The sequence below is a fragment of the Pedobacter sp. W3I1 genome (assembly GCF_030816015.1).
Taxonomy (GTDB): domain Bacteria; phylum Bacteroidota; class Bacteroidia; order Sphingobacteriales; family Sphingobacteriaceae; genus Pedobacter.
In genome coordinates this window covers 706455-719370 of record NZ_JAUSXN010000001.1, presented here as the reverse complement: position 1 = coordinate 719370, position 12916 = coordinate 706455, and the positions used below count along the sequence as shown (strand labels likewise).

The 12916-nt window shown below is 38.0% G+C and carries 11 protein-coding genes; all 11 read right to left on the bottom strand.

Annotation, left to right across the window (positions count from 1 at the left end):
* Positions 1-88 precede the first annotated feature (88 nt).
* The 11 genes from QF042_RS03110 to QF042_RS03060 all read right to left on the bottom strand — a co-directional run bounded on the left by QF042_RS03110 (position 89) and on the right by QF042_RS03060 (position 12787).
* On the bottom strand, positions 89-829 hold the full coding sequence (locus QF042_RS03110; protein WP_307525264.1) for a tyrosine-protein phosphatase: 741 nt from the start codon (positions 827-829) through the stop codon (positions 89-91).
* Between the two features lie 1504 nt (positions 830-2333).
* Entirely contained in the window at positions 2334-3611 is a 1278-nt protein-coding gene (locus tag QF042_RS03105) for a nucleotide sugar dehydrogenase (protein WP_307525261.1), read from the bottom strand.
* Between the two features lie 591 nt (positions 3612-4202).
* Entirely contained in the window at positions 4203-5063 is an 861-nt protein-coding gene (gene rfbA / locus QF042_RS03100) for a glucose-1-phosphate thymidylyltransferase RfbA (protein ID WP_307525260.1), read from the bottom strand.
* Positions 5064-5134: 71 nt separating this feature from the next.
* Positions 5135-5995, bottom strand: coding sequence for a dTDP-4-dehydrorhamnose reductase (gene rfbD / locus QF042_RS03095; protein ID WP_307525259.1), 861 nt, complete (start codon positions 5993-5995; stop codon positions 5135-5137).
* Positions 5992-6540, bottom strand: a complete 549-nt coding sequence (gene rfbC, locus QF042_RS03090; RefSeq protein WP_307525257.1) for a dTDP-4-dehydrorhamnose 3,5-epimerase — start codon at positions 6538-6540, stop codon at positions 5992-5994. The genes rfbD and rfbC overlap by 4 nt, the downstream gene beginning before the upstream one ends.
* On the bottom strand, positions 6540-7592 hold the full coding sequence (rfbB, locus tag QF042_RS03085; protein ID WP_307525255.1) for a dTDP-glucose 4,6-dehydratase: 1053 nt from the start codon (positions 7590-7592) through the stop codon (positions 6540-6542). Before rfbB ends, rfbC begins: the two co-directional genes overlap by 1 nt.
* Before the next feature lie 597 nt (positions 7593-8189).
* Complete coding sequence (locus QF042_RS03080) at positions 8190-8402, bottom strand: hypothetical protein (RefSeq protein ID WP_307525253.1); 213 nt, start codon at positions 8400-8402, stop codon at positions 8190-8192.
* Between the two features lie 233 nt (positions 8403-8635).
* Entirely contained in the window at positions 8636-9199 is a 564-nt protein-coding gene (locus tag QF042_RS03075) for a DUF3109 family protein (protein WP_307533242.1), read from the bottom strand.
* 2 nt (positions 9200-9201) lie between these two features.
* Entirely contained in the window at positions 9202-9975 is a 774-nt protein-coding gene (locus tag QF042_RS03070) for a DUF3108 domain-containing protein (protein ID WP_307525251.1), read from the bottom strand.
* A 145-nt stretch (positions 9976-10120) separates the two neighbouring features.
* Positions 10121-10636, bottom strand: coding sequence for a DUF2480 family protein (locus tag QF042_RS03065; RefSeq protein ID WP_307525249.1), 516 nt, complete (start codon positions 10634-10636; stop codon positions 10121-10123).
* A gap of 66 nt (positions 10637-10702) precedes the next feature.
* The gene (locus tag QF042_RS03060; protein WP_307525246.1) at positions 10703-12787 is read right to left on the bottom strand and encodes a SurA N-terminal domain-containing protein; all 2085 of its coding nucleotides are present in this window, start codon (positions 12785-12787) and stop codon (positions 10703-10705) included.
* Between the last annotated feature and the right edge of the window lie 129 nt (positions 12788-12916).

Genomic DNA, 12916 nt, shown 5'->3' with positions numbered 1-12916 from the left:
CAACCATCAGATTCAAAATAATCTTTAATTACTTATTTATCTCGAACTAAACACCCATTTGATCTTATCTTACAGGTTGTTATATAATTCAAACTAAAATTGAACCAAAAATCTCCTGATTTTTAAAACCATATCGCCCCAATAAGTCATATAGTCGCCCCGACTGAATACCGTCAGTAAGAACACTCAAATGCTTATCATGATGCATGTCTGTACCAGCAAGATCATACATCTTATCCTTCAATAAAGCTTCAGCTAATTGTTTAACATCTTTCCCATAATAACCCAATATGGACAACAGGTTTAATTGAAAAAGACATCCTTTTTCTTTAAATCTTTTTAAGCGGCTTTTGTCTCTAAAATAAAAAGTATAGCGTTCTGGATGAGCGAGTATAGGCTGATATCCCTTTATTTCTATGTCGAAAATGGTCTGACTAATCCCTGGACTTTCAGACAAATACGACATCTCGATCAATAAATGTTTCTGATCTAAAGTACATAATGGGCCATCCATTTTAAAATCCTGATCAACCATATACTCTGCACCAGCACTTAATTTCAAAGAAACATTAGCTTTATCCATTTCTTGTTGTAGTAAATCTTTTGCACTAACGATTGTTTCCTTTGTATTTGGGTACAATTCTTTATAGATATGTGGTGTAGCAATCAATTGATCAAACCCCAGTTCCTGTAATGATTTAACAAAACGCAAAGAAGTAGCCAGATCTGGAGAACCATCATCGATACCGGGAAGGATATGTGAATGAATATCAACGCCTAGCCAGGAGATATCAGTTACTTTATTCTTTTTCGAAAAAAAACTTAACATATTTATAGCAATGGAATATCAAATTAACCCGCCTTATCATAATCACTCATTTACCAAACGAAATAATTACTGCAATAATATGCGAATTGGAAAGTATTATTTATAGAACAACAAAAGTATTCTAATTAATGTGTTAAATTTAAGAAAATTCATGCTATTTTCCAATAAAAAGTAGATTAAATCAGACAAATAGTCGAAAATGATGCTTTAAAAAGAATCTACAGCTTAATTCACGCTAGAGAATTAACAAAAATATAACCTGCATACTATTAACAATACTTAAGAAATTATTCAAAATAGTTACGGCTCTAAAACACTCCTCTTTTAAATATTCATCCTTTTTCATTAAATAAAGATCAGGAAATGACCATATCTTTTACCAAAGCTGCTAAATTATATTTAGGTTCCATCCGAATTGAGTCTTTGATTTCGCTGGATCTCCCCAGTAACACATCGACTTCTGTAGGCCTGAAATATTTAGATCTACCTTAACTATTGTGCTGCCCAAAAAAAGTTTTTCAGTGTCTAAGACTAAACGGTTAAGCACCTCCACATCTAAACTGATATTAAACCCTTCTCGTTATCATCCTTTCCCTAAAATTCTATATCAATCCAATTCGGCAAAACTCATGGGAGTAAAATCGCGCACGGTGGTGGTAATGCCTTTTACAATTCCAAAATCTCAGGTTTGCTACTGGCTTCGGTTTGCTATTTATGAGTAACTTTTGGTCTTTACCACATCCTTAGTTCGCGTTTGTAAAAATAAGATCGCCGAGCTCCCTGTAAATTTTAATAATTCCGTTCTGGAGAGCTATAATTTTAGTATATTAGGTTAAACAAAAGGGATGATCACCCAATTTAGCCAATCTGATTAAAAATCCGAAAAAATATTCAATACGCCACGTTTAGGCCACCTTCCGGCCAGGCTTGGCTGCACCCTACTGTGTACTAAACTGCCTGCTGCAACGAAGTCCCTTCGGTAGGACTGAGGCTTCGTTGCAGGCGGGCTATTCATGAAGTTTACATTACTTTCCATTAGCAGGTTAATAATGGCTAAATAAAAGGTAAAGAAAAACATAGCTTAGGGTTATTTTGGTCTATGGCGATGTCGGAGCAGTCCGGGTAAGGCGGTAAAAACCAAGACCACAGGTTGGCTCCGTTTATCAGATTACTTTACCGACAAATCGGTACAGGCTGGCTCGCTCAATCCCGTCCTCGCATCGAATAGCTATCGGATGACGAATTATTACCATTAAGATTCCCGCCTGCGCGAGAATGACGCACGTTGTTAATGACACTCTTCATAACCACCTTCCCCTCGTAGATTAGGAGGTAAGTGCCCTCATCGTTCCAAATATAGCAGCCCACATCAAACAGCAAGCAAACAGAAATAAGTGCTAAACACCTGCGAACAATCCTATAAAAGATCTAACTCAGTTGGTAATATGGTAGCAAGAAAAGATAAAGCGAGACAGCCAAAACTAGCTGTTTTGAGGTGAAGTGCCTATAACCTGGCATCCACCAAATTTCTATCGATAAAAGATTTGGTATCAAAAATGAGTGTCCCTTTTTCTTTAATACTGCGATAATCAATGTCTAAAAACTGCTGGTGCGCCACAGCGAGGATAACAGCATCATAATGTTTAAAATGATCATCATCAATCATTTCGATGCCATACTCAGCTTTCACTTCATCGGTATTAGCCCATGGATCATATACATCAACATCCATGCTAAAAGCTTTTAGTTCTTTATAAATGTCAATTACCCGGGTATTACGCGTATCAGGACAATTTTCTTTGAAAGCGAAACCTAAGATTAGGGCTTTAGCGCCATTGATCACTTTATCTTTGGCCACTAGCATCTTAATCACCTTATTGGCTACAAACATCCCCATGTTATCATTCACCCGCCTGCCTGATAAAATCACTTCAGGTTTATAACCCAGCGCTTCCGATTTATGCGCTAAATAATAAGGATCTACTCCGATACAATGGCCACCAACCAAACCGGGTTTGTAATTGAGGAAATTCCATTTGGTTGCAGCTGCAGCCAACACATCTGCGGTATCAATGCCCATCCGATCAAAGATTAGAGCCAGTTCGTTTACAAAAGAAATATTCACATCCCGTTGCGCATTTTCTATTGCTTTTGAGGCTTCTGCTACTTTTATGCTGGGTGCAAGATGTGTTCCAGCCGTGATGATAGAGGCGTAAAGTCGGTCTATCTCCAAGGCTATTGAAGGGTTAGAACCTGAGGTTACCTTTTTGATTTTGGTAAGGGTATTAATTTTATCGCCTGGGTTGATCCGTTCTGGGGAATAGCCACAGAAAAAATCGATGTTATATTTTAATCCTGAAATTTTTTCTAAAACAGGCACGCAATCTTCTTCGGTACAGCCAGGGTAAACAGTTGATTCATAAATCACGATATCACCAACTTTAAGCACAATACCCAACATTTTACTGGCCGCAAGCAAAGGCTGAAGATCTGGCCGTTTGAGCTGGTCGATAGGTGTAGGGACGGTTACAATGTAGATGCTGCAAGCAGCCAGATCGGCCAGATTAGCACTCAGGGTTAAGCATGTTTCAGATCCAGAAAGTACAGCTTGCAAATCGGCCAGATTGGCTTCATTTGTTCGATCCTTTAACTGGTTTAATTCCGCTACCCGCTCCTCATTCGTATCAAAACCAATTACTTTATATTGCTTAGCAAATTCGATAGCCAGTGGTAGTCCAACATAACCTAAACCGATAATGGCAATCTGCTTTTCTGTATTCATTTTTTCTTTCGATAATTGGGCAAATATAAGATAAATCAGGAATGCTTAATTCTTTTAACCACAAAGGACACAAAGAGAAAGCGCGAAGTACACAGAGTTGGATGGACCGTAGTGCTTAAATGAACTTATACCCCTTATGTGGTAAAAATTTCAGATACTTCTGTAAAGATCTTTCGCTGGGATAGCAATGAACGGTCGTCTCGACCAGAGCAACGCGTAATGTTCCAAAGGAACTCCTTCGGAGGAGAGATCTTTGGACTATATTAAAAGATCTCTCCACTGCGGTCGAAATGACGCTACTTCAAGATCCTTTATCTCTTTAAATCATCCTTCTGAAGATAAATGTAGAATGCTTAATTCTTTTAACCACAAAGTCCACAGAGAAAAAGCACTAAGCACACATCGTCGGGAGCAGAACAATACTTAAATGAGCTGATAGCTCTTATATGGCAAAAATTGCGTATGCATTTTAGAGATCCTTCGCTGCGCTCAGGATGACAAAATTCCCAAATAAAAGAAAATCACCAATCAATACCATGGCATCGATTGGTGTATTATTATGATGAGTGTATTAATCTGCCTTAGAACTTATCATTTAATCTGCTTCAACAGATAACTACCATAGCCACTTTTAACCAATGGCGTAGCGATAGCCTTAAGCTGTTCTGCATCGATAAAACCCATGCGGTAAGCAATTTCTTCAATACAACCTATCTTTAAGCCCTGCCTTTCTTCAATAATCTGTACAAATTGCCCTGCCTGCATTAAAGAGGTAAAAGTTCCGGTATCTAGCCAGGCCGTACCACGGCTTAAAACACCTACTTTTAATTTACCACGCTCTAAGTAAATGCGGTTTACATCCGTAATTTCATATTCACCTCTTGGAGAAGGTTTAATATTTTTCGCGATCTCTACCACTTCATTATCATAAAAGTACAGGCCAGGCACCGCATAATCAGATTTCGGCTGAACAGGTTTTTCTTCAATAGAAATAGCCTTCTTATTGGCATCAAATTCCACCACACCATAACGTTCAGGATCTGAAACTTGATAAGCAAATACCACCCCCCCATCAGGATCAGCACTCGCTTGTAATAATTTAACCATTCCATCACCATGGAAGATATTATCGCCCAGAACTAGCGCAACTTTATCTTCCCCAATAAACTCCTCACCGATCACAAAAGCCTGTGCTAAACCATTAGGCTCTGCCTGCACAGCATAACTAAATTTACAGCCCAACGTAGTTCCATCACCCAATAATTTCTCAAAATTTGGTAGATCGTGTGGGGTAGAGATAATCAGGATTTCCTTAATCCCAGCCAACATCAGGGTAGATAAAGGGTAATAGATCATCGGTTTATCGTAAACCGGCATCATCTGTTTACTACAAGCCAAAGTTAAAGGATGCAAACGGGTTCCGCTGCCACCAGCTAAGATTATACCTTTCATATTTTAGTCATTAGTTCATTGGTCATTGGTTCATTGGTCATTACAGACCTAAATGAAATAATGATGCCTATTTATTGTATTTTAATTTGTTTTATACACTCCACCAAACTATCTCTCCAGTAAGGAATTTCGATACTAAAAATTTCTTTGATCTTGGTTTTATCCATTACCGAAAATGCCGGTCGTGTAGCTTTAGTTGGATAGGCAGAACCCGGTATCGGATTAACTTTAACCGCAGTTTCGCTAATCTCAAAAATAGCCTTTGCAAAATCGAACCAAGAGGTTACACCTTCGTTACTATAATGGTAAACGCCATAAGCTGTTGATGAAGAAGCAACGATATCAAAAATAGCATTTGCCAGATCGATCGCATAAGTTGGTGTACCCACCTGATCGGCAATAATATTCAGCTCATCCCGTTCAGCACCCAGTTTCAGCATGGTTTTTACAAAGTTGTTGGCATATTCAGAATATAACCAGCTGGTGCGGATAATGAAATGGGCAGGTAATATTGATAGCACTGCTTTTTCTCCATCTAATTTGGTTACACCATAAACATTAATGGGTTTAGCAGCGTCATCCTCCTTTAGCAATTTCACTTCATTTCCTTCGAAAACAAAATCGGTAGACACATGTATAAGTGTAGCCCTATTTGTCAAACAAGCCGAAGCCAGATAGGCTGCCCCTGTTTCGTTAATGGCTTTGGACAGCTCAACCTCATCTTCGGCTTTATCAACAGCGGTATACGCCGCGCAGTTAATTACAAAAGCAGGCTGCTCCTTAGCCAAAAGCTCATTCAAACCACTTCCATTCAGAATATTGGCATCCTGTTCTGCAGGGAAAACAATATCGTTAATCCCCCTGCGTTCAGCTACTGTTTTTAAACATTGGCCCAATTGCCCGCCAGCGCCAATTACTAATATTTTACTCATATATGGTGTAACGCTGAAAAGGGTTTTAAAAGCAGGTCTTTATCAGAAACAGCCTGATGCTCTTCAGGAATTAACCAATCAATATTTAAATCCGAATCGTTATAAATTACGCCGATTTCTGAGGCCTTGTTAAAAAAATTATCGCATTTATATAAAAATTCTGCGGTTTCACTCAATACCGAAAAACCATGTACAAATCCTCTCGGAATATATACTTGTAATTTGTTCTTAGCATTGAGTTTAATAGAAAAATGTTTTCCATAAGTTTGCGAACCGGGGCGGGCGTCTATTGCAACATCCAAAACTTCGCCTCTAATCACACTTACTAATTTAGCCTGCGCAAATTCTCCGGCTTGAGCATGTAGCCCCCTAATTACACCATAGGAAGAAAACGACTGGTTATCTTGAACAAAATTGCCCGGCATACCTGTTTTCTCTTCGAAAGTATTTCTGTTGAAGCTTTCGAAAAAATAGCCTCTTGGATCTTCAAATATCCTTGGTTTAATAATCAGACAGTCTTTTAATCCTGTTTGCTCGATTTCCATTATTTATTGTTGTACTGCTGTTCGTAATAAGATTGATAATTACCAGAGGTTACATTGTTTAACCAGTCTTCGTTTTGTAAATACCAATCTACTGTTTTGGCCAAGCCTTCTTCAAATTGTAAGCTTGGTACCCAGTCCAATTGATTTTGCAGTTTACTTGAATCTATGGCATAACGTAAATCATGCCCTGCACGGTCGGTTACATAGGTAATCAGTTTGGCCGATTCCCCGGCTTCGCGGCCCAGTTTCTGATCCATAATGGTGCAAAGCAAATTAATCAGGTCAATATTTTTCAATTCGTTATGGCCACCGATATTATAGGTATCACCTGTTTTCGAGTTATGGAAAATCACGTCAATTGCCCTGGCATGGTCTTCAACCCATAACCAATCGCGTACATTTTCACCTTTACCATACACTGGTACCAGTTTGTTATTTTTAATATTATTTATCGCCAGTGGAATCAGTTTCTCAGGGAAATGATGAGAACCATAATTATTAGAGCAATTCGAAATTACACAGTCCATACCATAGGTATCATGATAGGCCCTCACAAAATGATCAGAACTCGCTTTTGATGCCGAATAGGGGCTATGTGGATCGTAGGCTGTAGTTTCGGTAAACATCCCTGTTTCACCCAAAGCACCATATACCTCATCGGTACTTACATGGTAGAAACGTTTTTTATGATAATCACCTTTCCAGTATTCGCGGGCAGCATTTAATAAATTCACCGTGCCGATAACATTGGTAATCACAAAAGCGGTTGGGTCAGAAATAGAACGATCTACATGACTTTCTGCTGCCAAATGAATCACTGCATCAAAATTTTCTGCCTTAAACAGATCAAACATTGCAGTAGCATCTGTGATGTCTTCCTTTACAAATCTGTAATTTGGCTTATTTTCAATATCGGTTAAGTTAGCCAGATTACCAGCATAGGTAAGTTTATCTAAATTGACGATCTCGTACCCGGGATAATTATTTACAAAACGGCGGACTACATGAGAGCCAATAAAGCCCGCACCACCAGTGATTAAGATTTTTTTCACAGTTATTAAATGATTTTCAATTCCGCTAAAGTAAGTTAGATTCAGGCAAAAAACAACTTAATTTTGACATTCTTAACATCTGAGTGGCTAAATATCGAATCTTAAAAGGCGAATTCAGAACGATATTGCTTGGCGTTTTATTTATTTTTCTAAGTTTTAGTCGATTATCTTATTTGAACAGTAGATATTGCTGTTTTTAATTGCATTGCTAATTATAAAACGAGGAGTGTAATTACAAACCACAAACTATTTATTTAGTTTTCAACATTAAAATAAACTATGTTAATAATTAATAGAAAATAAATATACTGCCTTATATAATTTAAGATAACTTAACGTTATAATTACACTAACCAAATAACTATTTGATATGAGCACATTCCTTTTAATTACCGCGGCATTCTATATTATTTCTTTTGGAACAATGTTGTACTGCTATTTCTCCGCTGAGCAGATTCCCAGCGATGACGAAAAATTTTAACCAGTTTTTTCTACTTCATCAAAATTAACGTCTCCCTTTAATGCATTTGACCTTTTCAGAGAAAGGCAATGATCCATATGGCTAAAATTTAGCCTCAGTATTTTTGGAATACTTCTTTATTTGTTGGCGATCCACTTAATTAAGTAGGGCGCAGCTCCTGTATACCATAAAATTGCAGAAATCAAAAATATCGCAATTAAGATCCACAAGATGGGCCACCCTTCAAATTTGTGTTTTGAAACAGGAGTGTAAGATTCATCAAGGTTATTATGCTCATTGTCCATCCTGTCACCTTTTTTCACCAGTTTCGGATCAGAGATATTGCTCATAAAATATTCAGTTAGAAATACAAAGTTAAACTATAAACTTATAAATTGAAAATTAGTTTCAAGAGATCCTTATTACTTAAGTTTAATAGGAGCATAAAGTTTCAAAAGAAGGCTATAAGTAAAAATCCAATGAAGTATATGCTCAAATTGATACTTAGCCTAAGTATGATAAAACGTAATTAGCATATAATCAACTTTTACCATCACTCAAACTTACCAATACAGAAGAAAACCTACATTGCCGCCACCGAACTTTCCAGTTCTTTATACCAGTCTTCTCCGTATTTGCGGATAAGCGGTCCCTTTAAAAAACTGTATACCGGCACCTTAAGCTCACGACCAAAAGTACAGGCATCGTGGCAGATGTGCCAGCGGTCATAATTTAACACTTCGAATTCCGGATATTTAGTTATCCGGATGGGATAGAGGTGACAGGAGATCGGTTTCTGCCAGTCTACAATACCCTGCTCATAAGCTTTTTCAATGGCACATTTGGTAATACCACCTTCGAAAAGCACATAAGCGCATTCTTTATTTTTATCTACACAGGGGGTGGTTAAATCGCCATCTTCATCCACTACATAAACCCCTTGCTCTTCAATGGCTTTAATGCCTTTTTCATTTAACAGGTGTTTAATTTTTGGATAGATCTCTTCTAAAATAGCTTTTTCTTCATTATCCAATGGTGCACCCGAATCACCTTCTACACAACAGATCCCTTTACATTTGCTTAAATTACAAACAAAGTTCTCTTTCAATACATCTTCGTGCACCAGCACCTGTTCAACTTCTATCATCATTATTCTTTTGCTAAAGCATATTTCAGCCCATTGGCCGATTTTAATTCCATGGTTACCGCGCCAACTAATATCTCTACCTGAGCCTTTATCGGTACGCGGTTTCCATCGTCAGTTACCCAAAGGTATAACCGGCTATCTTTTTTAAAGATCCTTCCCGGTTTTATCGATGGGCTAAATTTTAAACAACGGATATTCCCTAATTTACTTTTAATGGTTTCTTTACCCACATATTCAACCTCTAAAGCAGAAATTTCATCTCCTAAAAAATAGTTCAGTTTAAACTTATCGCCAACTTTGATTTTACCAATGTCAAGGCTTCGGGCAAAGTAATAGGCCGAAACCAGATCAAAAGTCTGATCGGTTGGTGTGGTAAAAGTTCCCCTGTTCGAAACTACTTTTTTAGCACTTTGCGTAAAACGCGCTTTATCCTGGCGCCTGTAACTGGCCTCTCTTATATTCTCCTGGTAGAAGTACGGCAAGAGGCTGGTTTTATCGATATAAGAATCGTAATGATCTCTTATCTTGTAAAAAACATCAAAGGTTCCAGAGGTCTGCGCATCAACGGTAAGTTTATAGGTAGGCCTGTTATCAAACTTTAAATCAGAATTAGTGACCTTAATTGTAGCCTCTGCCGCGGTGATAAACCCGTATCTTAATTTATATTGTAACACCTCACCTTCCTGAAATACAGATTCTTTCTTCAAAGGAAGTTCCTGAGCCATTGTGAAAAGACTGCATAAGCCAGCCGCGACCGTTAAAAATAATTTCTTCATTGCTTTTGTACGCATTTGTGTGTGTTGATTAACAGCATAGATCCTGAAATAAATTCAGGATGACGACAGCCGAATCTTGAAAGAACCATTATTAACCTGGTCAAATTCTTTCTCCCATGAAGATATACAAAAAGCAATCCAAAATTTAATCTTTTCTTTTATATACAGGAACTGTAGAGCAGGGCTCGCCAAACATAATGCTTTTCACTACCGGGGTTAGCAGGTTGGTTACCTCAACATAGGCTGAAACCGGAACTTCGATATCTCCACATCCTTTTACCACCACACGCTCGTTGGCATAATCCTGCGGATTAATTTTAGCCAATGCCTTGGTAAATAAAACAGCCTCCAATGTGTTTAAGTCGCCAAATACCACTTCATTAGCATATGGCTTTAGCCTGTTGGCCAGCAGCATATATGCCCAGGTAGGCACAATGGCATCGGCCGAACAGATAATGGCTACATTCTTATCCTGGTATTGTGTCCAATCGTGATTTTTGATAAACTCCCTAAAATCCTTTTCCCTTAACATTAAACCATGAAACAGATTATCTACAATATCATAAACTACCCTTTCGCCTTTATGATAAAAATCTTCCAGATTTAAGGTTATTAAACCGCTGTTCGCTACTTTATTAATAATGTTTTCCTGAATTTCCATGGCCTTAAATAAAAAAAACCGTTCCGACTAATCATCGGAACGGTTACAAAATTACGGAATTTCTATTTAATAGAATTTCACGCGATTGTCTTTTATCTTTGCATTTTCTTGTAAAGCCTGGAAAGCCGATCCTAACGAACGCTGTCCTAAACTTAACATCATGCTTTCTTTCTGTTTGAACATGTTGGCAATTGGCGCAGGATTAGTAAATCCATCAACTGAAAACACATAAACACCACGTTCGCCCTGAACAGGAGCAGACACTTTACCTGGCTGTGAACCGAAAACGCTTCCTACTAAAGCATTTTCCTGTGCTACACCCGGGATTACCGGATTGGCAAATACGACATTCTGTACAGGATTAACCGGACGTGCAACTTTAGCAGCAACCTGCTCCAAACTTCCTTTACCTGCCTTAGCTAATTTTTCTTTCAGCTGTTTTGCTTTAACCGCGTTGATTACCATTGGCTCGATTTCTTTCTTCACATCGGCTAATGATAAAACACCTTTCGGACTGATGGTAGTTAAACGGGCCACAACATAAGCATTGCTCATTGTATAAATTTCAGGTAATACATCACCTTTATCTGTTGCGTAAGCGTCCTGGATTAATTTACGTGGATTATCTAATCCAGCTGCAAATCCTTGTGTAGCGGCAACCTTATCAGCAACAGCAACTTTTAATCCTTTTTGTGCTGCAAATTTGCTAAAATCGTTACCTTTTACTTCGGTTAAGAAATTACTTGCGGCTTTGTAAGCAGCTGCCTGGGTTTTGCTACTCGCATTTAATGCTTTTTCTACGTAAGCTAATTTAGCTACTTTAGATGAACCGATCTGTTTTTCAATTTTAAGCACATGGTATCCAAACTGAGATTTTACTACTTTAAGATCTCCTGTTTTACCATCAAAGGCTGCATTCTCAAACTCAGGTACCATCGCACCACGGGCAAAAGCCGGCATTTCACCGCCTTTATCTTTCGAACCATCTACGCTGTAGTTTTTAGCCAGTTCTGCAAAGTTAGCGCCCTTTAAAATTAATGCTTTTAATGAATCAGCCAACTTAAGTGCTTTATCTTCGCCACCCACTTTAGCCGGATCGATTAAGATGTGACTTGCTTTTACTGAATCAGGAGAAATCCGGGTAGAAACTACCTTTATAATTTTGTAGGAGTTACCTGTTAATTTAGGACCATAAAAACTGCCTGCCGGTAAAGCAAACACTGCCGAATCAACCGCTGGATCAAGTTTACCTTTTGTGATATAAGTAAAGGGAACTTTTACGTCTGAATTAATTGCTGCGAAAAGTGAATCGTTTTTAGCTACCTGGAAATCAGCAGCAATTTTATCTACCTGAGCTTTGATTGCCAATGAATCTGCTTTGGTTGGGCTGATACTGAAAGTAACGTATTCGAAAGCACGTGTTTCTTGTGGATTGTTGAAACGTGCTTTGTTCTGCTCATAATATTCTGAGTAGTCGTTGTCTGTTAATTTAACAGCAGCATCAGGAATAGAAGTATAATCTAAACTTACGTATTTAAAATTAGCCAGTTTATTGCGGTTGGTATACTCATCTGTAGCTTCTAAAGAAGTTACATAAACCGAATTACGGATTAAGTTAGAATATTTGGTCTGCAAGGCCTGGTTTTTAATTTCTTCCTGTAACATAGTAGATTGCTGCAAAGCCTGAGGTTCTTTCGATTTTAGAAAGTTCATCAAGGTAGCACGGTCTAACTGTCCTGTTTGTGGGTTAGAGAAATATTGTTTAATCAGGGGGCTAGGGTTTTGACCTTGTAATAAATCTAACAATTCATCTTCAGAAACGGTTAAACCTAAACGATCATATTCTTTAGTTAACAAAACTTTTGCCAACTCTGCATTCCATGCCTGATCTACAGCCATAGCGGTCATCTGTGCATTTGCACTACCGCCATATTGTTGTTTCATCTGGTTTACACCCTGATCAACCTTTGGTCCGAATTCATCAATACTGATATCCTTACCATCAATTGATCCTACAACTTTTTGATCTGCTGCCCAAAAAGGTTTACCCACGTTAATTGCATCACCTACTAAAAATGCAACAATTGCAAAACCGATTGCGAAGACCAGGATGTAGCCCGCACGGTTACGCAAAAATGTCATTAATCCCATATTGTAATTATAAATTTATTTAGTTCTTTTTTAAGAGGGCGCAAGATACAAATTTGCCTCAAAAAAGAAAACACAAAATTTTATTTATTAAGTGTTTAATTTTTAAGGCAATAGAAGCCCTATTTTAAT